The 26,528-nt window shown below is 47.9% G+C and carries 29 protein-coding genes and 1 pseudogene; 12 read left to right on the top strand and 18 right to left on the bottom strand.

Annotation, left to right across the window (positions count from 1 at the left end; translation table 11 throughout):
* The first annotated feature begins 52 nt into the window (after nucleotides 1-52).
* A complete protein-coding gene (locus tag NYE68_RS05990; protein WP_012117226.1) occupies nucleotides 53-1,303 on the top strand; it encodes a M48 family metallopeptidase in 1,251 nt (416 codons plus the stop codon).
* A 45-nt stretch (nucleotides 1,304-1,348) separates the two neighbouring features.
* Here the strand turns inward: NYE68_RS05990 and NYE68_RS05995 are convergent, their stop codons facing one another.
* Nucleotides 1,349-2,497: a S8 family peptidase gene (locus tag NYE68_RS05995; protein ID WP_007409199.1), complete on the bottom strand. Its 1,149-nt coding sequence runs from the start codon at nucleotides 2,495-2,497 to the stop codon at nucleotides 1,349-1,351.
* 489 nt (nucleotides 2,498-2,986) lie between these two features.
* On the opposite strand from NYE68_RS05995, the gene NYE68_RS06000 reads away from it, so the two are divergent.
* A complete protein-coding gene (locus NYE68_RS06000; protein ID WP_031378464.1) occupies nucleotides 2,987-3,865 on the top strand; it encodes an ABC transporter substrate-binding protein in 879 nt (292 codons plus the stop codon).
* Nucleotides 3,866-3,880: 15 nt separating this feature from the next.
* On the opposite strand, the gene NYE68_RS06005 is transcribed toward NYE68_RS06000, so the two are convergent.
* From NYE68_RS06005 to NYE68_RS06030, 6 genes are all read right to left on the bottom strand, one after another.
* Nucleotides 3,881-4,456, bottom strand: a complete 576-nt coding sequence (locus tag NYE68_RS06005) for a histidine phosphatase family protein (RefSeq protein ID WP_007610462.1) — start codon at nucleotides 4,454-4,456, stop codon at nucleotides 3,881-3,883.
* A 50-nt stretch (nucleotides 4,457-4,506) separates the two neighbouring features.
* On the bottom strand, nucleotides 4,507-5,598 hold the full coding sequence (locus NYE68_RS06010) for an acetyl-CoA C-acyltransferase (RefSeq protein WP_015417164.1): 1,092 nt from the start codon (nucleotides 5,596-5,598) through the stop codon (nucleotides 4,507-4,509).
* Entirely contained in the window at nucleotides 5,586-7,022 is a 1,437-nt protein-coding gene (locus tag NYE68_RS06015) for an acyl-CoA synthetase (RefSeq protein ID WP_324635962.1), read from the bottom strand. The genes NYE68_RS06010 and NYE68_RS06015 overlap by 13 nt, the downstream gene beginning before the upstream one ends.
* A gap of 11 nt (nucleotides 7,023-7,033) precedes the next feature.
* Nucleotides 7,034-7,591, bottom strand: a complete 558-nt coding sequence (locus NYE68_RS06020) for a biotin transporter BioY (RefSeq protein ID WP_324635961.1) — start codon at nucleotides 7,589-7,591, stop codon at nucleotides 7,034-7,036.
* Nucleotides 7,592-7,721: 130 nt separating this feature from the next.
* Nucleotides 7,722-9,014, bottom strand: coding sequence for a globin-coupled sensor protein (locus NYE68_RS06025; RefSeq protein WP_043021330.1), 1,293 nt, complete (start codon nucleotides 9,012-9,014; stop codon nucleotides 7,722-7,724).
* Nucleotides 9,015-9,135: 121 nt separating this feature from the next.
* Nucleotides 9,136-10,659 carry an FAD-dependent oxidoreductase gene (locus NYE68_RS06030; RefSeq protein ID WP_015417167.1) on the bottom strand — a complete coding sequence of 508 codons (1,524 nt, stop codon included), beginning with the start codon at nucleotides 10,657-10,659 and terminating at the stop codon, nucleotides 9,136-9,138.
* A 124-nt stretch (nucleotides 10,660-10,783) separates the two neighbouring features.
* On the opposite strand from NYE68_RS06030, the gene NYE68_RS06035 reads away from it, so the two are divergent.
* Nucleotides 10,784-11,641: an SDR family oxidoreductase gene (locus NYE68_RS06035; protein ID WP_007610477.1), complete on the top strand. Its 858-nt coding sequence runs from the start codon at nucleotides 10,784-10,786 to the stop codon at nucleotides 11,639-11,641.
* A 30-nt stretch (nucleotides 11,642-11,671) separates the two neighbouring features.
* Here NYE68_RS06035 and NYE68_RS06040 read toward each other — a convergent pair whose 3' ends face one another.
* A complete protein-coding gene (locus NYE68_RS06040; protein ID WP_012117233.1) occupies nucleotides 11,672-11,905 on the bottom strand; it encodes an IDEAL domain-containing protein in 234 nt (77 codons plus the stop codon).
* A 315-nt stretch (nucleotides 11,906-12,220) separates the two neighbouring features.
* Between NYE68_RS06040 and NYE68_RS06045 the strand changes: the two genes are divergently transcribed.
* The 4 genes from NYE68_RS06045 to NYE68_RS06060 all read left to right on the top strand — a co-directional run bounded on the left by NYE68_RS06045 (nucleotide 12,221) and on the right by NYE68_RS06060 (nucleotide 14,342).
* Nucleotides 12,221-12,799, top strand: a complete 579-nt coding sequence (locus NYE68_RS06045; RefSeq protein WP_012117234.1) for a competence protein ComK — start codon at nucleotides 12,221-12,223, stop codon at nucleotides 12,797-12,799.
* 144 nt (nucleotides 12,800-12,943) lie between these two features.
* A complete protein-coding gene (locus NYE68_RS06050) occupies nucleotides 12,944-13,312 on the top strand; it encodes an iron chaperone (protein WP_012117235.1) in 369 nt (122 codons plus the stop codon).
* A gap of 26 nt (nucleotides 13,313-13,338) precedes the next feature.
* The gene (locus NYE68_RS06055; RefSeq protein ID WP_324635956.1) at nucleotides 13,339-13,710 is read left to right on the top strand and encodes an iron chaperone; all 372 of its coding nucleotides are present in this window, start codon (nucleotides 13,339-13,341) and stop codon (nucleotides 13,708-13,710) included.
* A 122-nt stretch (nucleotides 13,711-13,832) separates the two neighbouring features.
* Complete coding sequence (locus NYE68_RS06060; RefSeq protein WP_015417169.1) at nucleotides 13,833-14,342, top strand: mep operon protein MepB; 510 nt, start codon at nucleotides 13,833-13,835, stop codon at nucleotides 14,340-14,342.
* Between the two features lie 228 nt (nucleotides 14,343-14,570).
* Here the strand turns inward: NYE68_RS06060 and NYE68_RS06065 are convergent, their stop codons facing one another.
* Nucleotides 14,571-15,281 (bottom strand): YrpD family protein, encoded by a 711-nt coding sequence (locus NYE68_RS06065; RefSeq protein ID WP_032866163.1) that lies wholly within the window; start codon nucleotides 15,279-15,281, stop codon nucleotides 14,571-14,573.
* Between the two features lie 195 nt (nucleotides 15,282-15,476).
* Here NYE68_RS06065 and NYE68_RS06070 point away from each other — a divergent pair, with 195 nt between their 5' ends.
* Nucleotides 15,477-15,746 (top strand): excalibur calcium-binding domain-containing protein, encoded by a 270-nt coding sequence (locus NYE68_RS06070; RefSeq protein ID WP_003155168.1) that lies wholly within the window; start codon nucleotides 15,477-15,479, stop codon nucleotides 15,744-15,746.
* 32 nt (nucleotides 15,747-15,778) lie between these two features.
* On the opposite strand, the gene NYE68_RS06075 is transcribed toward NYE68_RS06070, so the two are convergent.
* The 4 genes from NYE68_RS06075 to NYE68_RS06090 all read right to left on the bottom strand — a co-directional run bounded on the left by NYE68_RS06075 (nucleotide 15,779) and on the right by NYE68_RS06090 (nucleotide 18,284).
* A complete protein-coding gene (locus tag NYE68_RS06075; RefSeq protein ID WP_003155166.1) occupies nucleotides 15,779-16,096 on the bottom strand; it encodes a YbjQ family protein in 318 nt (105 codons plus the stop codon).
* Nucleotides 16,097-16,137: 41 nt separating this feature from the next.
* Nucleotides 16,138-17,607, bottom strand: coding sequence for a sodium:solute symporter (locus tag NYE68_RS06080; RefSeq protein WP_324635955.1), 1,470 nt, complete (start codon nucleotides 17,605-17,607; stop codon nucleotides 16,138-16,140).
* Nucleotides 17,604-17,804 carry a DUF3311 domain-containing protein gene (locus NYE68_RS06085; protein ID WP_007409181.1) on the bottom strand — a complete coding sequence of 67 codons (201 nt, stop codon included), beginning with the start codon at nucleotides 17,802-17,804 and terminating at the stop codon, nucleotides 17,604-17,606. The genes NYE68_RS06080 and NYE68_RS06085 overlap by 4 nt, the downstream gene beginning before the upstream one ends.
* A 120-nt stretch (nucleotides 17,805-17,924) precedes the next feature.
* On the bottom strand, nucleotides 17,925-18,284 hold the full coding sequence (locus NYE68_RS06090) for a hypothetical protein (protein WP_040238315.1): 360 nt from the start codon (nucleotides 18,282-18,284) through the stop codon (nucleotides 17,925-17,927).
* Between the two features lie 152 nt (nucleotides 18,285-18,436).
* Here NYE68_RS06090 and NYE68_RS06095 point away from each other — a divergent pair, with 152 nt between their 5' ends.
* From NYE68_RS06095 to NYE68_RS06110, 4 genes are all read left to right on the top strand, one after another.
* Nucleotides 18,437-19,063 carry a TVP38/TMEM64 family protein gene (locus NYE68_RS06095; RefSeq protein WP_031378467.1) on the top strand — a complete coding sequence of 209 codons (627 nt, stop codon included), beginning with the start codon at nucleotides 18,437-18,439 and terminating at the stop codon, nucleotides 19,061-19,063.
* Nucleotides 19,060-19,575 (top strand): signal peptidase I, encoded by a 516-nt coding sequence (lepB, locus tag NYE68_RS06100; protein ID WP_015417172.1) that lies wholly within the window; start codon nucleotides 19,060-19,062, stop codon nucleotides 19,573-19,575. Before NYE68_RS06095 ends, lepB begins: the two co-directional genes overlap by 4 nt.
* 148 nt (nucleotides 19,576-19,723) lie before the next feature.
* Nucleotides 19,724-21,202 carry a monooxygenase gene (locus NYE68_RS06105; RefSeq protein ID WP_033574496.1) on the top strand — a complete coding sequence of 493 codons (1,479 nt, stop codon included), beginning with the start codon at nucleotides 19,724-19,726 and terminating at the stop codon, nucleotides 21,200-21,202.
* Between the two features lie 88 nt (nucleotides 21,203-21,290).
* A complete protein-coding gene (locus tag NYE68_RS06110; RefSeq protein WP_033574497.1) occupies nucleotides 21,291-21,812 on the top strand; it encodes a MarR family transcriptional regulator in 522 nt (173 codons plus the stop codon).
* 36 nt (nucleotides 21,813-21,848) lie between these two features.
* Here NYE68_RS06110 and NYE68_RS06115 read toward each other — a convergent pair whose 3' ends face one another.
* From NYE68_RS06115 to NYE68_RS06135, 5 genes and pseudogenes are all read right to left on the bottom strand, one after another.
* Nucleotides 21,849-23,006, bottom strand: a complete 1,158-nt coding sequence (locus tag NYE68_RS06115) for an AbrB family transcriptional regulator (protein ID WP_324635954.1) — start codon at nucleotides 23,004-23,006, stop codon at nucleotides 21,849-21,851.
* Between the two features lie 167 nt (nucleotides 23,007-23,173).
* Nucleotides 23,174-24,370: an MFS transporter gene (locus NYE68_RS06120; protein WP_012117246.1), complete on the bottom strand. Its 1,197-nt coding sequence runs from the start codon at nucleotides 24,368-24,370 to the stop codon at nucleotides 23,174-23,176.
* Nucleotides 24,371-24,385: 15 nt separating this feature from the next.
* A complete protein-coding gene (locus NYE68_RS06125; RefSeq protein ID WP_012117247.1) occupies nucleotides 24,386-25,006 on the bottom strand; it encodes a TetR/AcrR family transcriptional regulator in 621 nt (206 codons plus the stop codon).
* 227 nt (nucleotides 25,007-25,233) lie between these two features.
* A complete protein-coding gene (locus NYE68_RS06130) occupies nucleotides 25,234-25,743 on the bottom strand; it encodes a ferritin-like domain-containing protein (RefSeq protein WP_015417176.1) in 510 nt (169 codons plus the stop codon).
* 68 nt (nucleotides 25,744-25,811) lie between these two features.
* Nucleotides 25,812-26,526: pseudogene (locus NYE68_RS06135) on the bottom strand (DUF421 domain-containing protein).
* Nucleotides 26,527-26,528: the final 2 nt, after the last annotated feature.

Below are 26,528 nucleotides of genomic sequence, written 5' to 3' on the forward strand. Positions count from 1 at the left end.
GCATTTATGCTTACAATAGGAGTAAGTCATCAGGCTAAGGAGGGAGACTTCCATGCGCAAATGGATAGCGGCAGCGGGACTTGCCTATGTGCTGTACGGCCTTTTTTTCTATTGGTATTTCTTTATGACAGGCGACTCCGCCGTCCCGGAGGCCGTAAAGGGAACGAAAGCCGATCCGTCCTCGTTTATGGACCCGGGCCGCCTGGAAGCCGCTGAAAACTTTTCAAATGTAAAGGATTTTTTATTTTTCATCGGTGCGCCGTTAGATTGGTTTTTATTTTTTCTGCTGCTCATTACGGGGCTTGCCAAAAAAATAAAGCATTGGCTGGAAGCAGCGGTGCGCTTTCGGGTGCTGCAAATCGGAAGCTTCGTATTTGTGATTTCACTCATCGTTACGGCGGCTTCGCTTCCGCTTGAATGGATCGGATATCGGGTTTCGCTTGCGTATCATATTTCGACGCAGACAACAGCAAGCTGGATAAGAGACCATGTCATTGATTTCTGGATCAGTTTTCCGCTGTTTGCCGTGTGTGTTCTTGTGTTTTATTGGCTGATCACGAAGCATACAAAAAAATGGTGGTTTTACGCTTGGTGTCTTACTGTGCCGTTTACCCTGTTTTTGTTTTTCCTGCAGCCGGTCGTGATTGATCCTTTATACAATGATTTCTATCCGCTGAAAGACAAGGAGCTGGAAAGCAAAATCTTGTCGCTTGCCGACAAGGCCGATATTCCGGCCAGCCATGTTTATGAAGTAAATATGTCGGAGAAAACGAATGCGCTGAATGCGTATGTGACGGGCATCGGTTCGAATAAGCGAATCGTTTTGTGGGATACGACGCTTAACAAACTGAAGGATCGGGAAATTTTGTTCATTATGGGGCATGAGATGGGGCACTATGTGATGAAGCACGTGTACATCGGACTGGCCGGGTATCTCCTGCTGTCATTAGCGGGGTTCTATATCATTGACAAGCTTTATAAGCGGCTGTCCAAATTCTTCGGCCGAATGCTTCATATAAAGGGGCCTGAAGATCTGGCCGCCCTCCCGCTGTTATTGCTGCTCATATCCGTTCTCAGTTTTGCTTCTGATCCGATTACGAATGCCGTCTCCCGGTATCAGGAAAACGCCGCCGACCGTTACGGCATCGAGCTGACCGGAAACCGGGAAGCGGCGATTGAGACGTTTCAGGACTTGGCCGATACGGGACTGAGCCGAGTCAACCCGCCGTTTCTCGTCAAAATTTTCAGAGGGAGCCACCCGTCGATCATGGAGCGGATTGAACATGCGGAGGAAGAAAAATAATAAAAAAACCGGCGGGGCCATGGCCGACGCCGGTTTTTTTATGTTTTACTGAGCTGCCGCCTGTACGTTGATCAGCCCTTTTCCGTAGTAGAAAGCATCACCAAGTTTTGTAGTGGTGTTTTCTAAACTGCTGCGGACTTGAGTGTTTGTCCAGTTCGGGTGCTTAGAAAGAATCAAAGCAGCCGCTCCGGCAACGTGCGGAGATGCCATTGACGTACCATTGTACGCGCCGTATTTGTTTCCAGGAAGCGTGCTTTGGATAGAGACGCCTGGTGCCATGACATCAAGCTCTGAACCTACGCTTGAGAAAGATGCTCTTTGGTTGCTGCTGTTAACAGCGCCTACCGCAATGACAGAAGGGTATTTACCAGGGTAGCCCACTGTGCTTGAGCCGCCGGAAGTGCCTTCGTTACCGGCTGCCGCTACGACTACGACGCCGGAAGCAACGGCTTTGTCAACTGCCGCTTTTAACGCCGCAGAACCAGAAGGTCCGCCGAGGCTCATGTTAATAACGTCCATATTGTTTGCGATCGCCCACTCAATTCCGTTAATGATCCAGCTGTACTGGCCGGAACCGTCAGCGCCGAGAACTTTTACAGCGTAAAGAGATGCGCTTGGCGCAACGCCTAATACACCGACTGAGTTATTAAGAGCCGCAACTGTACCGGCAACGTGAGTTCCGTGAGAGTTGTAGTCTTGGAAAGGATTTGTTTCAGAAGGAACCATGCTGGCTCCGCCTGCTACTTTTAAATCAGGATGAGAAGAATCGATACCGCTGTCGATAACCGCTACTTTCACATTTGATCCAGTGAAGCCTTGAGAGTGCAGAGCAGGGGCTTTAATTTGTGATACGCCGTAAGGCACGGACTGCGCGTACGCTTTTGCAACGTGATCTTCTTCAACGTAAGCGACGCTTGGGTCTTTTTTCAGCTCTTTTACAGCTTTTTCATTTAATGTAGCTGAAGCTGCGTCTACATATTTGAATTGCTTTTGCACTTTCCCGCCTTTTTCAGAAATGACATCTTTTTTCTTAGCGGCGCTCATCGTGCTCATTGTCTGTTTAAATCCGACAATGTATTTCTTTTCCCCGTTTGATTTCCCTGCCGCCTGGGCAGGAGACGTGCTGCCGAACGCCATCGTAAAGATTAACGCTAAAGCAAACAGCAAACTGATCCATACCTTTTTGCCTCTCACTCTTTATCCTCTCCTTTTTTTCATTTGCAGAACAACCAATAGACAGATTATTCTGTGGATTAATTGTATAGCATGGAATAATATTTTAGTAGACCCAATTTTTTTCAATTTGTTTTATTTCTATTTAGGTATATCATCTCTCTTTCGTTTAATAGGAACCCGAAATATTTAAATTTTAATGGAAAAAACCGATGGAAGGACATGAGTATTTGTACACAGCCGCAATCGCTCTCTTGTTTGCTGGGTCGAACGGTTTGATTCCATTTTCGGAAGCTGCGGCAAAAACAGGATAAATGTCACCTTTTGTTGAATGCAGAAGTCTGATGGAAACGAAAGCGGAATGAAATAAAGCGGCCGGCATGAATCAGTCTTCGGCTTTCTTGACGGAGAAAAGCTGTGAAACCATTTTATAAAAATAATGATAATGAATATCATTGATACTTATATTGTCAATGATATAATTGCGGAAAAACGAAAGAGGGGGAACAGATGAAACAAATTTTCAGTATGCTGATGATCTTATCCGTTCTCTTCATAACGGCATGCTCAGAACAGGAACATGAAACCGCCGTCAGGCACGATCTGGGGACGGCGCATGTGGCTGCGCACCCGCAGCGCGTTGCCGTGTTGAATCCGGGCTTTAATGATATTCTCCATGATCTCGGCATAAAGCCTGTGGCTGCGGCGGATAATCGGACAGAGCGAAACGACGGCAGTCCGTCCGGCGGGCCCCCGTCACATCCCGATTTGAAAAAGATCACTTCGTTAAAGCCCGATCTCATCATTGCAGACTCAAGCCTTCACAGGGGGATATACCGAAAACTGACAAAGATCGCTCCGACAATCGCTTTAAAAAATGAAGCTGCGGATTATCAGGATGCGGTTGACGCTGCCCTTACTATTGAAAAGGCGGTCGGTAAAGATGGCATCATAGAGAAACAATTGTCGGCTCAGGAAGAAAAGCTGAATGACATCAAAAGAAAGCTGGATGCAGAAGGCGGCACGATTTTATTAATTGACGCTGCAAATGACAGCATTTCCGTAAAGGATGATCAGTTTTTTACGTCCCGGCTTTTGACGCTCGCAGGGTTTACCTATGCGGTCCAGACGGATTCCGGCGGGAAATCAGACTCTATCAAGATGACGCCCGGGCAGCTTTTGCATATCGATCCTGATTACATCGTACTGATGGACGGTGAGAAAGAACTCGAAAAAAATCACCTCTGGAAACAGCTGACAGCCGTAAAAAACGGACACGTTTACCGCGCGGACAGGGCGGTATGGACGGAGCGCCGGAGCATTGACGGGGCGGACGCCATATTACATGATCTTCAGAAAAAAATGCTCGCCAAAAAGGCCCAAAACTGAATTCGGGCCTTTTTGTTATGATTCTGATAGGTGGCTGCTTACATTGTAATCTTTGACGCGCCATTTATTTTCAATTCGTTCGATATTGCTTAGGCACGCATTGACAAGCTTTGCGTTTTGGATGTCGGTATCACCGTCAGAAATGGCCGACAAGAGGGCGTGAATGGCTGCGCCGTGAGCGACGATCAGTACTTTTTGCTCAGGAAACCGCTCCTGAACTTTCACTAAACCGGCAAGCATTCTGTCTGTCAGCTCTTCTGCTGTCTCCATGTTCGGGTAGTTTTTATCCGGGTAGCGCTTCGACCGTTCCGGTAAAGACATTCCTTCCGCATCACCGTAGCTCCGTTCTCTGAAATCTTCCATGACCACAATGGGAAGATTCAAAAACCCGTTAATAATGTCAGCTGTTTTTCTGGCCCGTTTCATCGGGCTTGAGACGATGACATCCCATTCGGACCCCTTTAAGTACTCTCCTGTTTCTTTCGCCTGACGCTCTCCCGTCGCATTTAACGGAATATCCGATTTGCCTTGAAGCTTCTTTTGGGCATTCCAATCAGTCTCTCCATGTCTTACTAAACAAACGGCAGTCATAAAGTCTCCACTCCGATCATTTTTTATCGATATCATCTATTATACTGCCGTTACGTTAACACTTCAAAGAGAAGCGCCAGTCCGACTCCGCCTCCGCTGCCGATCGCTGCTGCTGCGTAGCGGGCATCCGGGCGTCTTTTTGCTTCATAAAAAAGCCGGGTGACAAGCGCAGCCCCGGAAGCCCCGTACGGATGCCCGACCGCCAGAGCGCCGCCCCGGACATTTATTTTAGAATACGGCACTCGAAGCTGCTGTGAAAAAACGCATATTTTGACGGCAAACGCCTCGTTGATTTCGTATATATCAATATCATCCGGTGACAGGTCCCGTTCCTTCAAAAGCTTTTTGACGGCATAAACCGGAGCTGCTGACGGATAATGCGGATGGACGCCGCTTACCGCGCTTCCGATAAAACGCAATCCCGGCTTTAAACCGAGAGACCGCGCTTTTTGTTCTTCCATCACACAAACTGCCGCCGCCCCGTCAGAAATTCCGCAGCTGTTGGCGGCGGTGACAGACCCTCCGGACTGAAAAACGGGCTTGGCGCGGGAAATGAGAGGCTCCACGTTCCGCTTTTTCAGCATGTTTTCGTCGGCGGCGAATCCGTGACAGGGAAGAATTTCCGGGCGGTACAAGCCGTCTTCGTGCGCTTTGACGCTCCGTTCATAGCTGAGAAGGGCATATTCGTCCTGCATCTTTCTCGTTACGCCGTAAGCCTGTGCCGTATACTCGGCCGCTATGCCCATATCAGGATCGCCGATGTGTTCAGGAGAAAAGCGCGCCCGGGATGAGAAAGGGGAACGGCTGCTGCTCTCCGCTCCTCCCGCGATGTATGTGCTCCCCGCGCCGGCTTTAACAAAGTGGCACGCGACCCTCACGGCGTCCAGTCCGGAGCCGCACTGCCTGTCGATGGTCGTACCGGACACACTCAAAGGAAGCCCGGCGGCCAAGGCTGACAGCCGGGCGAGATTCCCGCCGCGGCCCGTCGCGTTTCCGATCAGGACTTCATCAATGTCTTCGGGCATGTTCCGGCTCAAATGGCGGATCAGCGGAGCTGCCAAATCTTCTGGGAGACAGCCTTTTAACAGGCCGTTTTCCCGGGCGAAAATCGTCCGTTTCGCATCCGTAATTACAGCTTCCATTCCATCATGTCCTTTGCCTGCTTTTGTACGGCGGCACGGGCGATCTTTCCGCCGGCTGTTTCCGGTATTTCTGAAAACAGCCACTTTTTCGGGATTTTATATGCCGCCAGCTGCTCGCGGCACTGTTTCTTCAGTTCCTTTACATTTGCATGTCCGTCGATCACCGCAACGGCGATGCTGCCCCAATAATCATCAGGAATGCCGATGACGGCCGCTTTTCTGACGCCCGGACAGCGGTTGAGCACACGTTCTATCTCTTCCGGGAATACATTCAGGCCGCCTGATACGATCATCCCGTTTTCACGTCCTTCGATATAAAGATAGCCTTCACGATCAATATATCCCATGTCATCAACCGTCATCCAGCCGGAATCATCAGGTTTTGCGCCGTTGATGTATCCGGAAAATTTCATCGGGCTGTTCACAAAAATCTTCCCCGTTTCGCCCGGCATGCAGCGTTCTCCGCCGGGCCGGCGGATTTCGATTGTAACATTTTCAAACGGACGGCCCGCCGCGTCAGGCTTTCGGGCGCTGTCTTCAGGCGATAAGAACGCCACGAAACTCAGCTCAGATGTTCCGTAAAAATCGTACAACCGCAAATGGGGATAGCGCTCTGACAGCGCTTGTTTTGACGAAGCGGGCCAGTCTGCACCGGAAGAAATCACCTTGAGCGGTGTATCCGGAAACGCCTCTAGTGAGAGCAGGGCGTCCGTCATTGTCGGAACGGTATATAGAACGTCAGCTTGTCTGAGCCGGTCTTTCATTCCGGCCGGATTGAATTTTCTTTGAAGGATGACGGTTCCGCCGATAAACAAAGTGCTGACGGCGCCGTATAAAAAGTGTGACGAGCGAAGCGTGCCCGGTACCAGCACTTTGTCATCAGGGGAAATGCCGAATTCACGTTTCGTACAAGAAAAGCTCTCCAGCCACGAACGGTGAGAGCGGGTGAAGGCTTTCGGCTTACCGGTCGATCCCGAGGTGAATCCGGTATAAAAGGGCAGGCCGGCGTTTTTGATAAAAGCGCCTTCCGTTTTTTCCGCCTCGATCAAAGGCCTGCATTCATCCCACAGGATGACAGGCGTTTTGACGCCGTCCAGTCTGCCCCTCAGCCGGCGGTCACAGATGACGAGGCCGGTTTTGCTGATGTGCAGCTGGTCCGCGAGTTCCGCCGCTGCCGAGCGGGGATCTAACGGAACCGCCGTGCAGCCGGCATGCGCCGCGCCTGCGAAAAGTTGTAAAAATGGGATGCCGTTCGGCAATAATATTGCAATGTTTTCCGGCTTACCTGAAAGGCTGCCAAGCCAGTTTGCGGTTTGGTTAACCAGCCTGTTCCAAGTTTGATAGGTGATCTGTTCTGTTTCTGTCTGAATTGCGATCTGTTCCGGCGCTTGTCCGGCTGTATCTGAATATGATGATGTAATCATGATGACTAAAATCAGCTTCCTTTCGTCGGCAAAAGCCGGCTTGCTTGAAGAGTTTTCCTGATTCTTACGGCTGCGAATGAGGCTGCGGCCGCTTTAAGCAGATCTCCGGGCACATAGATGAGGCTGAGCTTTACGGCAGTTAAGATATCAATGTGCATCATAAAAGCCTGAACGGGAATGCCGATGACATACAAAAACAGCACGCCGAACAAGAACTGTCTGATAAACAAATGGGGGGCAGTAGCTGAGCGAAGGCCTTGGATGCTGAGGCTCAGCAGTAATGCCGCCAGCGGATATGCGATAAGATATCCGGCGCTCGGCCCGAAAAAAACCCCGAACCCGCCTCTGCCGCCTGAAAGGAGAGGCGCTCCGCATGCCACAATCAGCAAAAACAGCAATTGGCTTAAAAACGCCGCTTTCGGTTTTAGGAGGCTGCCCGATAAGAGCACACCGATCGTTTGGAGTGTAATCGGAACCGGCGTAAAGGATAAGAAAAGCGGCGGGAGCAGCCCCAAAAGTCCCATAATGGCGGTAAACACGGCAATATGCATCATTTCTGTCAATTTCATTATGTATTCCTCCAGCTTATCAAAATATGTTTATACAATAAAGCGAGTCTTTATATATGTCAACTCTATTATATTTTAAGTTAACATTAAAAAGACCGGCCCTTTATGAAAAAGGCCGGTCGGTTTATCTTTATTCTTCTGTAAGGATAACAAGTGAATCAACGGATGATGCAACGTGGGAAACGGCACGGCTGACTTCTTGAAGGCCGCCGAGAAAGGCCTGCAAATCAACGTCGATTTTGCCTGTCTGGTCTTTGCTCGTTTTCATGCTTTGGACGATGTCATCAAACAAACGGTTGATCTGCGCCATTTTTTCTTTCGTTTCACTTACAAGTCCGTTTACATCTTTGATATGTTTGGACACGATGTTGATTTGTGTATTGGTATTGTTCACGAGCTCTGATACGGTGGAAACGGTTTTTTTCGTATCCTCTGAAAGCTTTCTTACCTCCGTCGCCACAACGGCGAACCCTTTGCCGTGCTCCCCGGCTCTCGCGGATTCTATTGAAGCGTTGAGTGACAGGAGATTCGTTTGCTCGGCGATCCCCGTCACGATGCCGAAGATTTTTTCGATCTGCTGTGCGATGTCATTCAGCTTGTCCATTTCTTCTTCAATCTGCAGAAGACTGGCGTCGATTTTATTCATCTGCTGCTGCTGGCTTTCAAGCTCTTTTTTCCCGCCGATTGATTTTTCTTCGACATGTACGGAAGTGACGGTGCCGGCTTTTGACGCCTCAGAAATGCCCTCGGATTTATCGACCAGCTCCTGCACGGCTCTGCTCGTTTCTGAAAACAAATCAGCGAGTGATCCGGATGTTTCCTGGATTTTTTGATGAAGACGGGCTTTCTTTTCCTCTTGTTCGTCACGCTGGCAGTTATATTCAGTCTGGAATGCTTCAAGGACGAGCTGCTGTTCAAGATTCAATATTTTCGTCGTCGCTTTGATCGCTTTTAAAAGCTCATGCAAATCCGGAATGGTTGCTTCATATATGTTCATCATCGACAGAAGCAGATCCTGAAACGCTCCCATATACCATTTCGGTTCAAGGCCGATCCGCAAGTGGATGGAAGCGATGCGCTGTCTTTTTTCAATGAATTCATCATCAATCGTGCCGGCAAACATCTCATGGATATGACGCCGTAATGTTTTTTTCAGGCGCTCGACCGTGCTGTGGTCGTTAATGATCGTCATTAATGATTTTTCGTGATCCAGGTTTCGGTAAAAGGAATCGACGATTGTTGAGATATGTTCTTTAATTAACGGCTGCAGCTCTTCAAGCACATGAAGTTCTTCGTTTCCGAGCCTGACCATTTTCAGCTGTTTTTGGACATCTGCATATTGATTTGAAAGCGCGATGCGTTTTTTTCCATCGGCTTCCGAAAAATAAGCTGTTTCTTTTTTGCGGTCTTTTTTAAATAACAATATAAGTTCCCCCAGATATTCTCTTTTTCTTTTTATCGGTATGGAAGGAACTTGAATGAAGGAATCTGATAAAAATATTTTAATGCGAAAAAAATAAAACCATTCGTACAGAATGGTTTAGTTAATCTTGGCTGAGGCGCTTCAGCGGCTTGATGGCGGGACCTTCGGCAACCCCGCCGTCAGGTGTGAACCGGGACCCGTGACAAGGACAGTCCCACGTCCGTTCGCCGTCATTCCATTCGACCTCACAGCCCAAATGGGTGCATGTCGTATCGACAAGATGCAGACAGCCTTTTTCATCTTTATAGGCGCCGGCCCGTTTGCCGTTTACCGTTACGATTTTTCCCTCCCCGGGCCGAAGAGTCTCAGGTGAAGCGTCCGGCCTCTCAAGTTTGCCCGAGATAAGGTGTTTGGCCACGTCGGCATTATAGGAAATCAGTTTTTTCAGTCCCGGATCTGCGTGGAAGCGTGACGGAATAAACAGGCCGGAAAACGGGTTCTTTTTGTTTTGAATATGATCAGCAAAAAGCTTCGCGGCGAGCGCTGAGCTTGTCATGCCCCATTTTTTAAAACCGGTCGCCGCCAAAATATGTTCTTCATCTCCTGAGATGGGACCGATGAACGGAATTTTGTCAATGGTGACAAGGTCTTGTGCAGACCAATGATATGGGATGCTTTCAACCCCGATTGTGTCTTCCGCAAATTGTTTCAGCGCTTCGTAATGCTCGGACATTTCTTTTCCCTGGCCTGTTTTGTGGCTTTCGCCGCCGACAAGCACCAGTTTTTCACCGTTCAAATCGGTGTATCGCAGTGATCTGGACGGCTTGTCTATGCTGAGATACATCCCGTCCGGATACGCTTGTTTCGGTTTTACCGCGAGTACGTAGGATCTGCTGGCATACATTCTGGCGGCGTAAAGCCCGCCTCCGTCATAAAAAGGAAAGTGGGAAGAGCAGACAATATAGCTGCACTTGATGCCGTGTCTGTTTTTCGTGACCACTTCCGGCTGCGGTTCTTTTTTTATGTCGATCGCAGCCGTCTGTTCAAAAATCCGCGCCCCGTTTTTAACGATCTCTTTGACGAGCGCCGCGCCATATAAAAGCGGATGGAATTGCGCCTGATTCTTCATGGCGAGACCGAGCCTGCAATCAACGGGGACGGGAAGTTCTTTCACAAGCTCGTGTTCAATACCGAGCTTGGTATAAGCTTCCTGCTCACTGCGGATTTTTTTGACGCCTGATTCTGTATTGGTGTAAAGATATGCGTCTTGTTCAATCAGTCTGCAGTCAATCGAAAGGTCCTTGATGATCTGCTTCATGTCTTCCATGGCGCGGAGATGGGCTTCGAAATACAGCCTTGCGCTGGTCAGGCCGATCTGCTGAATAAGATCGGCATAGATGAAATCATGCTGGGCGGTGATTTTTGCGGTCGTGCCCGCGGTCGTTCCGTTTAAAATCCGGTCTGCTTCAATGACAGCGACACGGAAACCTCTTTTCGTCAGTTCGTATGCCGTTGTCAGGCCCGTAATTCCTCCGCCGATAACCGCAACGTCACATTCCGTATCTTCAGTGAGGGCGGGAAAGGAAGGAATGTCAGCTGTTGCTTTCCAATAGGAAGCCGGTTCTTCGTTTGAAAAAGTAGTCAATTCAGATTTACCTCCTCTGTTGTATATTCTTAATTTTTCCAATAAGACTCTGTTCATACATGAAATTCGTATAAGATGCTCAAATTACTCATAATATAGTAATTAATGTAAAGGAGTGATCAAAATGGCTAACCAGAAGAAGAAAACCTTGCCGCCGCAGCATCAAAACCGGCAGCCGGGCTTTGAATATGTAATGGACCCGCGTCCCGTTTTTGACAAACCGAAAGCGGCGAAAAAACTTGAAGGGAAAACGGCGATCATCACGGGCGGAGACAGCGGGATCGGCCGCGCCGTATCCGTTTTATTCGCGAAGGAAGGCGCTAATGTGGTCATCGTTTACTTTGATGAGCATCAGGATGCCGAAGAGACGAAGCAATACGTAGAAAAAGAGGGGGCGAAGTGTCTGCTGATCGCAGGGGATGTCGGCGACGAAGCCTTTTGCAACGATGTCATCCGCCAGGCGGGCCAAGCCTTTCCTTCCATTGACATCCTGGTCAACAACGCAGGTGAGCAGCACGTGCAGCCGGGGATTGAGAAAATCACGAGCCACCAGCTCATCAGAACGTTTCAGACGAATATTTTTTCAATGTTTTACTTAACGAAAGCCGCGCTCCCCCACCTGAAAAAAGGAAGTTCAATCATTAATACGGCCTCCATTACCGCCTATAAAGGCCACAAAACATTGATTGACTATTCAGCGACAAAAGGGGCGATCGTCACGTTTACAAGATCTCTTTCCCAATCTCTTGTCACTCAGGGCATCAGGGTAAACGCAGTGGCGCCGGGGCCGATCTGGACGCCGCTGATCCCGGCGAGCTTCTCGGCGAAGGAAGTGGAAGTCTTCGGCTCAGACGTGCCGATGCAGCGCCCGGGAGAGCCTGTTGAAGTGGCGCCGAGCTATTTGTACTTAGCAAGCGATGATTCTTCCTATGTCACGGGACAGACGATTCATGTGAACGGCGGCACCATCGTAAACGGATAATGTAAAAAAAGCCAATCCATATGGATTGGCTTATTCACTCTGTTTGAGTGCTGCATATTCTTTTGAAAGCGTGAGGAACGCTTCTTTATTTTTATCATCAAGCGCCTTATTAATCTGCATGGTCAGCATGGCGAGCCGGCGTTTATACAAGGATTCATCAAGCACCATTTGAATGTAAATATCGGCCATTGTCACATCGAATTCGTTTGCTATTTGCGTGTTGCGGGACTTCATGAGCTCAGTGTACGACTTTTTCTCTTTCATAAAGAATCCCCCCAATGCCTTTTTTATAGTATATGGATAACGGCCGGAAAAATCAATTAATTTTTATAATCTTTAGACAACTAATACTTGGAAATATATCGACATATCCTGCAAATTGACGAAAAAACGAAAATGATCATCGTATAAATGAGGTGAAACGAAAAAGAAAAACAATATTTAAATAGTAATTTAAGACTAAATTACATCTTTAAAAGGTGATTTTTAGCTATATTCAAAAAAAACCTGTCGTTTTCCAATGACAGATGATAGATTATTAGTATAAATTTTCAAGAAAAGGATTGGAGGCTGCACATTATGTGCCAGAAAACACACGCACCCTTAGAAAGCTACGAAGTAAATCGTTCAACCATCGCTGTTTTGCCTGAGGAAATAGACGGTAAAATGGGGTCGAAGGTCATTGAAAAAGACTGCATTCTGTATGTCAGCATGAAGCCGATTCACATCATCGACAGAAGCTGCCGCTACTTTGGCTCCAGCTATGCCGGGAGAAAAGCGGGAACATATGAAGCGATTAAAATTTCTCACAAGCCGCCGATTATGGTGGACCCTTCAAATCACATCTTTTTATTCCCTACACTTTCTTCTGCAAGGCCTCAATGCGGCTGGATATCTCATGTGCACGTTAAAGATTTTCAACCGACGGCATTTGATGACACAGCGGTCACATTCTCAAACGGCAAAACGATGGAACTGGAAGTATCCTATCATTCTTTTGAAAATCAGGTTTACAGAACCGCCTATCTCAGAACCACTTTTCAGGACAGGATGGGCAGTCATGTCCCGAAGCGGCAGGAATTCATGCTGTATCCGAAAGAAGAGCGGACAAGAATGATCTACGACTTTATTTTGCGGGAGCTGGGGGAGAGATATTAGAGAAAGCTGTGATGTGAAGGGACGGGTCCTCTCCTTTGGGGAGGGCTTTTTTTGATTTACATGCCCGGGCAGAGTTGTATCGTGTCCGTCTGTTGGCTATGATGATGTAAAGAGTAATGATATTTCATTTTAGGAGAGATCGGCATGGATGTGTTTGCAAAATATGTATCAGGAATCGACAACCCGGATCACCGTCTCAAAGCAGAGGAAATTTTGTCGTGGACGGCTGGCCAATTTCCGAACTTAGAAGCGCAGATCAAGTGGAACAAACCGACATTTACCGATCACGGCACCTATATCATTATGTTTGCCGCGGCAAAAAATCATTTGAGCATTTTACCTGAAAAAGAGACGATGGAGCATTTTGCCGATGACATCGCTCAAGCCGGGTACAGCGCTTCTTCGCGCCTGTTCCGAATTCGATGGACTGATCCGGTGCACTATGATCTGCTTAAGAAGATCATCGAATTTAACATCAAGGAAAAAGCTGAAAATCCGGGGTTTTGGCGCTAGCGGACGTGATGTTGAAGGAGGCAGACATGGACGTTTTCAAAGACTGTTTATCAAGTATCGACAGCCCTGATCGTCGTCTGCGAATGGAGGAAATCCTCTCGTGGACGGCTGACCAATTTCCGACCTTAGAAGCGCAGATCAAGTGGAACACGCCGATGTTTACCGATCACGGCACCTTTATAATCGGCTTTGCGGCAGCAAAGCATCATGTAAGTGTTTCCCCCGAAGAAGCTGGAATTGCGCATTTTACCGACGACATTGCCTGTGCCGGCTACAGCGCTACTTCCCGTTTGTTCAGAATTCGATGGACTGAACCGGTGGATTATGAGCTGCTTGAACGCATGATTCAATTCAATATTCAGGATAAGGCGGACTGCTCAGCATTTTGGCGGAAATAATGAAAGAAGTGTTAAAAAAACAACCCTGAGGAGGGCTGTTTTTTTATTGGAAACACATGATCAGCCCATTTTAATCAAGAAGCAATGGATGACGTACTATAAAAAATAAGGAGTACGAAGCAGTGAATGAATTTTATAAGGCGTTAACACATGTAAATAAAATTTTTTATGAACCAAATCACTTAACGATACATGATATTCAAGAAGAAGCTCAAAACTCAGAGTATGGGGCCGGTAGGTTTCAACTGCATTCAAAATCAGTTCGATTCAGAGTCGCAAAAATAACGCCTAACAAGATAGGACAGTTTGTTGCTTTTTGGGAAAAAGATGGAGATGGTAAAAACCAAGCCTTTTCATATGAAAAAGCTGCTGATTTATTGGTTATCAATACTTTTGCCAGTAATCATCATTTTGGACAATTTGTTTTTCCAAAAGAAGTTCTTGTAAAGCAAAATATCCTTAAAACAGCCGCTACAAAAGGAAAAATGGCAATTAGAGTTTACCCTGAATGGGAAAATCCCACTAGCAAACAAGCTATCGAAACACAAAAATGGCAGTTGGCATATTTTGTTGAGGCGAACGATGCAGATCGTTTTCCAGCACAAGACCTGTTAAAGCTATATTCTAACTAAAATTGGACAGCCCTGAGCCGGCTGACAGTATGTGAAGTTAACCGGTGCGTGAGTTGGAGAATAACGGGGAACCTCAACAAATGAGGTTCCTCTAATTGTTATATAGAAATCGACATTTTGAATGTAACAGAGTTTGTTTATTAAACGTAATCCGAAAAATAAGGGATTTGCGTATCCGGCAGACCCTCACGAAACGCACGATGTCAGAAATCGTGCGTTCGGAATTCTTTATTTGACGACAGACATGCTGACGCTGCTGCCTGACACTGTCAATTTGGCAAAATCCTGTGTATCAATCACAGGTGTGACTGCTTTATTGTCAATCGTGATGTTCGTAAAGGCTGTTGAGAAGTTTGATTTGATGTAAGGGCGCTGATCCTCTGATGTGACCGCGACGGTGGCGAGCGCTTTCCATTTTGAGACAGAGCCTACATTTGTTTGGGCGAGTTCTGAGATGATGCGGCCGGTGTATCCGTCATTATTCGTGCCCCAGTATGTGGCGCGGGTATTGCCGTTCAGATTTTTGTAGATGGTCAGCTGTACGGTGCTGCCGGGCCGGAAGCCTTTCGTATAGGTGAATTGGCTTTCTCCTTCCAGATACTTGACCTGGCCTTGTCCCTTTGAACCGACTTTCATGATCGGTTTCCATACATGATAGGTGTCACTGTACTGAAGTCCGATATCAGCCTCTGTGCCTCCGGTAAATCCTGAGTAAATATAGGCTGTCCCATTTGACACCTGAATTGAGCTTGGAAGCTGAATTTTCGTGACGAGTACAGAACCCGTGCTATTCAGGTAGGCCCTTCCGCCGATTCCTTTGCTGAGCTGGGACGCCGCTTCCGCCGTATTGGGGCTGATCACCCCCGGAATTTCCGCCGTACATGTGCCGAATAGAACCGCTGTAGTGAGCACACCCGCAAAAAGCCCTTTTTTCATCATCATTTCTCCTCCTATCATCATAGTCAGATCGCGCTATCAATTCATATTATAAAAGGTTTTGGGAAAAATTCCATAAAAGATATACGGGCGGACATAAATTAAAACTATCTTCCTATTTCTCTTGTAAATGGATATTATTTGAATTATGATATGTTCAGCAATACCGCATAACTTAGGAGAGGGGATAGGATAGAAATGAAAAAGACGGCAGCTGTGCTTTTGTCTTTCGGTCTTGTGTTCGGTTGTTCATACGGAGCGGGGCAGACGGCAGAAGCGAAAACAAAGGTAAAAACGTATCAAAACTGCAAGGCGCTGAACAAGGTGTATAAGGGCGGCGTGGCCAAATCGTCGAAAGTGAAAAACAAGGGCGGCAGAACAAAGTACAAGCCGTATGTATCAAAAGCGCTTTACAATGCAAATAAAAGACTTGACCGAGATAAAGACTATATCGCATGTGAGAAATAAAAAAACAAGCCTCTTTAAAGAGGCTTGTTTTTTTAAATGGATTCGGCGGTGACGGCGGTTCCGTATCCGATTAATTCGGATGTGTTCTGTCCTGCGGTCAGTTCGAACCTCAGGCCGACGATGGCGTTCGCTCCGAGCTGCTCCGCCTCTCTGATCAGCCGCTCTTTCACCGCTTTTTTGGAGTCTTCCAGCATTTCAGTATAGCTTTTCAATTCACCGCCGACGACAGATTTTAAGCCTGCAAGCAAGTCTTTGCCGATGTGACGGGACTGGACGATACTGCTTGTCACCAAGCCTTTCACTTCCGTAATCTGTTTTCCGGCGACAGTTTCGGTCGTTGTCATGATCATGCGTTTTTCCCCTTTCGTGTATCTTACCGCTATCTTACCATTTAAGCCGCCTTTTCGGCTGCGCTGATTTGTTTTTTTCTGACTGCGGCGCTGACTGCAAACATGACGGCAATGTTCAGAACCAGTGCGATGATGCCTGTATTCATATCTTTAACGATCTGCGGAAGAAACGGAAAGAGGGTTCCGATGGTTGATTCGGTCAGCGTAATGAAGGCCACCGTTCCGACCCCGGCCGTTATGCCGGCAAAAGCGCCGTGGCTTGTGATGAAACGCCGCTTCGGCAGGCTGAATAAGAGGGCGGGGAAAAGCTGGGTGACAAGGCTGTAGCCCATTAAAAGCAAGGTGACGATGGTATTTCCGCCTTTCAGCGTAAAATATACGGATATCAGCGCGATGACGGGTACGGCGTATTTTGCGAGCCGTGAGACTTTGTCGTCAGTCGTGCCGGGCAGAATGGCTTTGTACACATTTTTGGCGAACAGCGTGCTTGAGGCCATTAATATCATTGAACCGGGTACAAGCGCCGTCAGAATGCCCGCCGATCCGATCAGTCCGACAAACCAGGGATCAAAGGTTTTCACAGACAGCTTTAATAAGGCGAGATCCGTGTCCGTCCCTTTTAAACCGGGCACCTGCAGAATCGCCGCAAATCCGGTAAAGATGACAAACAGCAGGACGAGCTGATAAAGAGGCATGATGATCGCGTTTTTCCGAAACACCCGCGGATGCTCCGCCGAATAGGAAGCGGCAAAGGTATGAGGCCACATATAAAAGCCGAGGGCGGTCAGCAAAACCGTTGAGCTGAACCAGGAAACGCTCTGTCCGGTTTCCGGCAGCGTGAGAAAACCGGGTTTTGCGGCGTCAATTTGTTTGAACATCTCCGTAAACCCGCCATAGTAATGAATGGGCAGATAAATGCCTAAATACAGGACGATGCCTAAAATCATGATATCTTTAACGACTGATATCCACGCTGAACCGTGGATTCCTGATATCATCACATAAATCGTGATGGAGACAGCGCCGATCCAGACAGCGGCTGAGGGCGGAATCTGTCCGTATGACGTTGCTGAAACAATTAATCCGAGCCCTTTCAGCTGCAGGACGAGATAGGGGATGAGGGATGCGATGCCGACGAGCGATACGAGAATGCCGAGGAGCGGGCTGTTGTATTTTGAAATAAAAAAATCTGATTGCGACATCAGTTTGTGTTGTTTGGCGTAAGTCCACACGGCTGGCAGAAGCCAATATGACAAAATGTAGGCAAGGCAGCCGTACGCGATAATATAAAAGGCGGGGCCTCCTTTTCCGTAAGCCCATCCGCTTCCGCCGAGGAATGTAAAGGTCGTGTATATTTCTCCCGCCATTAATAAAAAGACAAACATCGTGCCGAAGCCGCGTCCGCCCACCGTCCATTGTTCAAGGTCCATATGTTTTCCTTTTCGGGCCCGGATTCCGAGATACACACAAAACAGGAGCACGGCGGCCATTACGGGAAATGCTGCGTTCATTCCGCCTCACCCGCCTTGTTTTCTTTGTCCAATTTGTAAACGGCGGCCATCAGAACGGAAGTCAGCACCGCCCAGATGACGACATACGCGAGAATGAAAGGCATTCCGAAAACATAAGGCGTCACCCGGTTGGCAAATGGAATGCCGGCGAGAATTCCGAAAAAGGGCAGGGCGGCGAGAACATGAATCAGTTTCATAACATTCCTCCTTTTCATTGAAAACAGCGTGTCCCGATTATAAAGAAAATCATGTCGAATGTATAGTGTGAATAGTCTGAAATTTATCAACTGAAAAGGAAAAGCAGTCCCGGCTGCTTTTTAAATGGTCGCAAGAGACAGGTAATATTCTAATAAGACGGTTACCTGTTCCCTTATTCTCGGGTTGAAATAACGGTGTTTTTCTTCATAGCCGTTAATGGTGCATATATAAAGCGTAAATGCTTCGTCTCTTTCCGCTTCGTATATTTTAATTTTACGCTTTCTTAACTCTTTTCGAACATCACTCAAATCCTTTTGTGCTAATTTTAAAGAGCAGCCGATAAGCTGTTTATAGGGTTGTTTTAATTTGAACGGGCACGAATCAAGCGCTTCGAGGTCCCGGTTCAGGATGGCAGCCGCCATGGGCAGAAACAGCCCTTTTTCGATGAGATCGCGGGTGCCGCTCCGGATGTCAGGCATAAATACTCCTTCTTTCTTAAAAAAGAGAACATTTGTTCTTATTTTATACTCGCTTACACGATATTTCAAGTCGGAAAATCTCGTAAACATTTTCGTTTTTTGGAGATAATGTGTAGAATAAGGATAGACAAACTCGTTAAGGAGTATAAACGTTGGAGCAATTTTTATCATATTTGACTGAGGAACAGCTGACGGAATGGTTCCAAAGCTATAGAGCTTTCGGCCCGGCGGCTGCGGTTGCACTGCCTTTTATTGAAGCGTTTCTTCCGTTTTTGCCGCTTGTTGTATTTGTGGTGGCGAATACGAATGCATTTGGGTTATGGGAAGGTTTTTTTCTGTCGTGGCTCGGATCTGCGGCAGGATCGATGCTGATGTTTTATGCCGTCCGCCGTTTCGGACAGAAAAGAGCTTTCGGTTTCATCCGCAGGCATCAGACCATAAGGCGGATGATGCTCTGGGTTGAGCGGCACGGTTTCGGTCCGCTGTTTATTTTGCTTTGCTTCCCCTTTACGCCGTCCGCTGCGGTTCATATCGTTGCCGGCCTGTCACGGGTCGGGGCGCTGCAGTTTATATCAGCAGCCGCTATGGGGAAAATGGTCATGATTTTTATGATCAGCTTTATCGGATATGATCTTCACGCACTCATGACACAGCCTTTCAGGATGGCGGGCGCCATAATGGTGATCGCGGTGCTGTGGTATGCCGGGAAGCATATCGAACGGCGTTTACAGATGAGAATCAGTCAGCATGAGAAAGACGGAGGGAGACAGGAATCTTGAAAAAACGATTTTGGTTTATAGCCGGCGTGCTTATCGTTGTTTTGGCCATACAATTAAAGAATGCCATTTTTATTGATTATAAAGTCGAAGGAATCAGCATGAATCCGACCTTTAAACAAGGAAATGAGCTGATGGTCAACAAGTTTTCCCATCGTTACAAAACGATCCGCCGTTTCGATATTGTCCTGTTCAAAGGCCCGCACCGCAAAGTGCTGATCAAACGTGTCATCGGGCTCCCCGGCGAGTCAATCGCATACAGGGAGGATCAGCTGTATGTGAATGGAAAACGGGTGGCGGAACCGTTTTTAAAACCGTTAAAGTCATCATTGTCCGCCGGGAGCCATGTGACCGGTGATTATACGCTGAAGGAAACGACCGGGCGCAAAAGCATACCGAAGGGACAATACTTTGTTATTGGCGACAACCGCATATACAGCCTCGACAGCCGTCATTTCGGTCCGATTAAGGATAAAGACATTGTCGGAGTCATCAGTGAATCAGACGCCAGGTAAACGGCGTCTTTTTTTTCGGAAATGATTGTAAAAAAGCAGAGGAAAGACTATAATGAAAATTGTTACGTGTGAAACAAAAAAGAAGGCGTTTTATTTTTTGGTTATTTTGTTACGTGTGTAACAAAAAATATGAAAGAGGGCTGATGAGATGAAAACACAGGCTGCCATTATCGGGGGAGGTCCGGTCGGGCTTATGCTTGCATCAGAACTGGCGCTGGCCGGAGTGAAAACGACTGTTATTGAACGATTGAAGAAGACGGTGCCATATTCCAAAGCGCTTATCATGCATCCGCGCACACTTGAGCTTTTTGCCATGAGAGGCATATTGGAACGCTTTTTGGAAAAAGGGACGAAGGTGTCTTCCGGCCATTTTTCCATGCTGGATACACGGCTGGATTTTTCTCGGCTGGATACGAAGCAGAATTATTCGTTAATGCTGCCTCAGGCAGAAACGGAGCGGATTTTGGAGGAGTATGCATCAAGTCTCGGCGCAGACATCATCCGCGGGGCGGAAGCGGTGGCTGTCACCCAGACGGATGACGGAGTGGAGACGGTGTTCCGGGACGAAAGCGGGATCCGCACTCTTCACAGTTTATATGCCGCGGGTACAGACGGAGCGGGGAGCATTGTCAGGAAACAGGCGGGCATCGCTTTTTCGGGCACTGATGCCGACTTAACAGGAACCCTCTGTGATGCCGCTTTGAAACATCCGCCCGAATCTTCCTTTTTGTCAACGTGCCGCCTGGAGGGATCGGTTGTGATTGTCCCTCTTACGGACGGACTTTTCCGCATCCTCATCGTTTCTCCGCACGCTCCGCAAAAGCGGAAGGAAGAGCCGGTCACTGAAAATGAGCTGAAAGAAGACCTGCGGCGGATATGCGGCACTGATTTCGGATTGAGTGATCCGGTATGGATGTCGCGGTTCGGCAATGCCGAGCGTCAGGCTGAGCAGTACCGCTCCGGCCGGGTTTTTGTGGCCGGGGATGCGGCGCACATTCATTTTCCCGCAGGCGGCCAAGGGCTGAACACGGGGCTTCAGGATGCCTTCAACCTCGGCTGGAAGCTGGCGGCGCAAATGAAGGGGAAAGCGGCGCCTTATCTTCTGGACAGCTATCATCAGGAAAGGCACAGCACAGGAAAAGAAGTGTTGCACAATATAAGAACCCAGATAAAGCTCATGGATTTTACCGAGTCGGGGATGGCATTAAGAGAAACGATGACCGCTTTGCTGGATTTTCAGGAGTCCAACCGTTTATTGGCGGGAAAAGTATCCGCGCTTGATCTGCATTATGAACCGGATGCGGAGCTGCCGCCGCATATCCTGAACGGAAAACGCCTGCCGGATATCGAATTGACCCTTCATGACGGGCGGCCGGCCCGGCTGTATGATTTTCTTCATAAGGGCGCCTTTGTGCTTTTGTCATTAAGAGGGAGCCTTCCCGCCGGTATTGATACGGACAGCGTGGCAGCTGTCAGGGCGGAGCTTGCTGAAACACGTGCCGATTGGGATGACGTCCACGCCGTTTTCATCCGGCCGGACGGCCACGCGGCATGGGCAGCCGGCGGCTCGGGACGTGAAGCGGAAGAAGCTGTTCTGGCCGGTTTGGAGAGATGGGGATTCATCTGATACCCTTTTATGCGCCTGTGTGATTGTTTCTTGTGTAACAAAACGTTATAGTAAAAGAAACAATCAATACGGAAGGGTGATTCAGCAGTTGGACAGAAGACAGCCAGACCATGCAAAACACATGATTCTTGAAGGGCTGACAGATATTTTTCACGAGCAGGAGAGGTGTCAGGAGGACATCAGGGCGTCGTTGGCCGGACGGATGGACGAACTCCGTGAAGGAAACGGAAAAAAATTACAGTTGACTTTGACGGAAATTCACATTTTGTCGTGTATCGGAGATCATGAACCGATCAATGTCACGTCAATAGCGGAAAAAATGAAGACGACAAAGCCGACCGTGTCGAGAAGCTGCGCGAAGTTTTTGGAAGCCGGCTTTCTGCGCAGGACCCGGCTGAGCGACAATAAAAAAGAAGTCTATTTCCGGCTGACTCCTGCCGGGAAAGAGCTGCATTCTCTTCATCATGAATATCATGAATTGATAAAAAAGCGGCTCTTGGCGTTTTTAGACCGCTATACAGATGAAGAACTGTTATTTGCTGAACGGCTGTTCCGTGATCTTTCAGCAAACTGGCGGTCTGTAAATGGCGGCGGAGAGCTGTTCAAATAAAAAACACGCATATGGATGCGTGTTTTTTTATTCGGATCATGTTCCTCTTTCTGCCCGGCCTCTTTCACCGTGTGCCCGTTTCAGCTGAGAAAGGTGGTGCAGCAGCCGATAGAAGGGCGGAAGCATGGCGATGACGAGAACGATCCGGATGACCTGAACCGCGACGACGAAAGTCGAGTCTTCGTGCAGGGTGATCGAAGTCGCCGCCATCTCGGCGATCCCGCCGGGAGAAAAGGCGAGAACAGATGTAATCATGGAGATGCCCGTTAATTTAGAAACCGCAATCGCGCTCAGAATCATGGCGGCGATTAATCCGACGGAAGAAATAAATCCGACGGTCAGCACTCTCGTCACGCCGGTGAACATGCTTTTGTACATTTTTGATCCGATTGTGGCGCCGAGAAAAATTTGTGACAGCTGGTTCGCTTCCGGCGGCCACCAGGCCAGCATGTCTTTGCCCGCTAAGGCGGACACGCCGATTTCCGCAGCAGCAACGCCGATCATGCTGCCGAGCAGCCAAGGGGCGGGAAATTTCAGCCGTTTTGCGCCTTTGCTTGCAAGCCAGGCAGCCAAAATAAATCCGGCCGTTAACAAGACGGGAGTAAGGCCCGGATGTGAAGCTCCTGCTGAAACGGCTCCGGCTGATGTCTGAGCTGCACCGTTTTGTTTGGTAAATAAGAAAATGACGAGAAACGGTATTGTCATGACGACCAAAAGGACGCGCGTCAGCTGAATAAGGCTTACAATCGCGGTGTTTGCGCCGACTTCCTGGGCGATACCCGGCATGGCAGATAAACCGCCCGGCGCCGTGCCTACAAAGCTTGTCATCATGTCCGTCCGGCTGAACCGAAAGAGCACATATCCGGAAACAAGCGCCATCACGATAGAAAAAATCAGCATGAAGCCTACCGGAAGCCAATGCTCCCGTAAAACCGACAGAACGGACAGGTTCAGTTTCTGGCCGAGTTCGATGCCGAGGATCATTTGTCCCGCGGCAAGCCATCTGCGGTGAATCCCTCTTCTGTCAGGCGCCATGAACAGCCAGCGGGGCCTCGTCATGGAGAGGATGCAGCCGGTGGCCAGCGTTCCGAGCATCCAGGCGATCGACATCCCTGTAAGCGAAAGAAGAAACCCCCCTGCCGCACTGATGAGAATAAACCAGATATCCGTAAGGAGATGTTTGTCTTTCTTCAATGAAAACCCTTCTTCCTGAAACATTCATATTAAATTGTTAAGCTCGTTAACCTTACTATTACTATAGTATAGATTTTGAGATAAATAAATAATGAATTATTTCTCATAATCCATTCATTTTTCTTATCGCAAACGCAAAAAAAGCTCCGGAGATGGGTGAGTGCACCCTACTCCGAAACCTCGCCCGCTTTTCCTTTCCACACAAAGGTCAATCCCAGACCGAGAAATAAAACCACACCTGCGAACAGAAACGGGAAGTGAATATTCATATCAAATAAAATACCGCCCAGAGCCGGGCCGAAAATGGTGCCCAAACTCGTGTATGTTGAGTTCATACCGGCAACAAACCCCTGCTGATTTCCTGCGATTTTCGATAAATAAGTAGTCAGTGCCGGGCGCAGTAAATCAAACGCAAGGAAAATGATGCAGGTGACAGCGAGCACGGGCAAAAATCCTGACATCACCGTAGAAACGAAAGCCAGCACAGCGCCGATGATCAGACAAAGCTGAATGACTTTTTTCTCCCCGAGGAAGTTGACAAGTCTGCCGAACGCGAGTACTTGAATGAGGACCGCCACGATGGAGCTGAACGTAATAATAATGGCGATATCCTTTGGCGTGAAGCCGAATTTATGGTTTGTAAATAAGCTGAATACCGTTTCGTACGCCGACAGTCCGAATGCCAAAACAAAAACGATGATAAAGGCAATCAAGTAGTTTGGATGAATCGACTTTTTCAAATCTTTTAAGAAAGTTGATTCTTTGACGCTTTCCATCTGCTTTGCGCGTTCTTCTTTAGTTAACGGCTCTTTCAGCATAAAGACAGAGGAAATCACTGCGATAAATGCAATTCCCGCCGCAAAGAAAAACGGCATACGAACGCCGTGATCGGCAATAAATCCTCCTATGCCGGGCCCGATGATAAACCCTGTGCTGATGGCGGCAGATACATAGCCCATCGCCTTCGATCTTTCCTGCACCGTCGTAATATCTGCGACATACGCTGTAACAGCGGGCATGATAAAAGCGGCACTGATGCCCCCCAGCACCCTTGCGAAATATAAAATGGAGACATGTGTGCCCAATCCGAAGGTCAGTTCGGATAATGCGAACAAAAACAGTCCGGCGAGAATCATGATTTTTCTGCCGAAGCGGTCAACCCATCTCCCCGCAATGGGGGATGCAATTAATTGCGCAACGGCGAAGGCAGCGACAAGGTATCCCATTGTGCTGCCCGTCAAGTGCATCACATTCATAAACAGCGGCATAACGGGAATGATCAATCCGATGCCTAAAAACGCAATAAATATATTGCTTAATAAGATGATGAGTACAGCCTTTTGTTCTCTGATCGGTTTTTGCATGTTGTTTCTCCTTTGTCAGCTGTCATTCTGTTTATCAGCGCTGATCGACCCGTGAATAAACACGGAGATGGCTTCTTTTTGCAATTCGATTCTTTGCTGAATGGTATCGTTTTTATATAACACATCTAAACCGTAGAAGACGGATAGCAGGATTTTCACTTTTGATTCGACATGATGAATGGACCAGCTGCCGTCTTGATTTCCCTCTTCTAAGATCTCTCTCATCACATCGTCATATTCAATATCAATTTTGTTGAGCCGTTTTACGACCTCCTCTGACGTAAACGCACTCGCATAAAACTCTTCACTTGCTCTCATAAGCGGGTAATTGATGCTCATCCGGCTGAGCAGCTCCGCAAAGCCCGCCAGCTTTTCGGCAGCATCTTTCAGATCAGCTTCCATTTCCCTCCACGTCTCGATCATCACGCGGTGATCCTCTTCCATGATATGAAGAAACAGAAACTCTTTTCCTTTAAAATGGTGATATAGATTGCCTTTACTGATTTCGGCCGCCTCTAAAATATCCCGAATCGATGTTTCTGAATATCCTTTTTTTGCAAATAAGTCACGCGAAGCGGATACGAGCCTGTTCTTCGTCTTTTCGCTCTTTCCGGCACCGCCTTTTGTATTTGTCACTTCACACAGATCCTTTCCGCCAAATGAGGTTCGGCCCCTTAAAAACCGACCAGTTGGTTTATTTTATTATAAAGGGTTTTTGCTGATTATACAATGAAGAAGGTATCCATTGTTTAGAGGGAGTATAAAACTGCTCGAAAAGTAAACCCCATTCTCTCATGTTGAAAGAACGGGGTTTGTCAGCGGTCTGAAGACTCCCGGCGGGGGAGCGTGATCTGCCTGAACCGTTATTTGCCGTTATTTACCTCGGTGTAGCTTGTGTTCGGCGCGTTTGATACCGTTCCCCCTGTATGGTGGAAAGGAGAGTGGGCCATATCGTATAAAAACCAGACGGCATGACGCTGCTCGTCAAATGCCGTGCGGGCAAATAACCGCTTCGCTTCCGGATGCACCGCTCTATCGGATGCCTGCAAATAAAAATCATTCGTTTTCTGCTCATCATAAAACGCCGCCCTCAGTCCTTCTCTGTATGTGTGCGGACAATGCTCCGTCTGTTTCGGCGTCAACTGTTTTCCGGTAATTGACGTATACAATGAAGAGAAAGCGTGCAGGTGGCGCACTTCTTCCTCTCTGATATGTTCGATTCGTCTTCTGATTTCTGCGGTCGGCGCTTTTTCGGCTAATATTGAGTAGCAAATCACAGCGCTGTATTCACCGTTTATGGATTTTACCAGATCCTTTATAAGCACAGAATCGTCACTGCAGATGGCTGTATAATGAAAAAAATTCTCGTGCATTGGACTCACCCCCGAATGTTTATAGGGTATTATACGGCGGCAGCCCGTGACATGTGCGGATGTCATTTTTATTCTTGATCCAGCGGCGATGTAATATGGTCGTCGTAAGTGTCGACAAAAAGCCGGCCGTTGCTTCCGCGCACAGCGTATACGACGTCTTCCGGTTTGAGGTTTCTCTTGTCCAATTCTTCTCTCAGCCATTTTTCCGATACGTGGTTTTCTTCCAGATTATTCATCACCAGCCGGCCGTCCATAATCAGCTCAACGGCAAAGTTCTTTTCATGTCCGGCAAAGATGCCGAGATCCTTTCTTGTAACGGGCGCAAATTCCGGTTTGACCTCCACTGACATGCTGCCGTTTGTTTCAATGATGGCAGTCTGAACCTGAGAAATGTCAAATACGTCATTTACACGCAGCTGCTGGTTCAAGTAGTCGATGGTATAACGCATCGTTTTCATATTATGCTCAAGTATTTTACCGTTTTGAATGATAATGGTCGGTTTTGCCTGCAAAGAAACCCCTAAGGGCCCTGTTTTTCATAGAAAGATATGCGACAAGGTAAATGATTGCCACGAAAATAATGTAGGCAATGACATGATAATGAATCGGCAGCTTTGTATTAAACGACAGATTTGCCGTGATGGCGCCGAGCGAGATGGCCGCAATGAAATCAAAAAGCGTCATCTGTGAAATGGTTTGTTTACCGAGTATCCGGGCGCCGATAAACAGAATGCTGAACGACAGAGCCGTCCGTACAATTACTTCGGGATATTCTGACATCATCA

Source organism: Bacillus sp. FSL R5-0447 (assembly GCF_038606125.1).
Lineage (GTDB): Bacteria > Bacillota > Bacilli > Bacillales > Bacillaceae > Bacillus > Bacillus velezensis.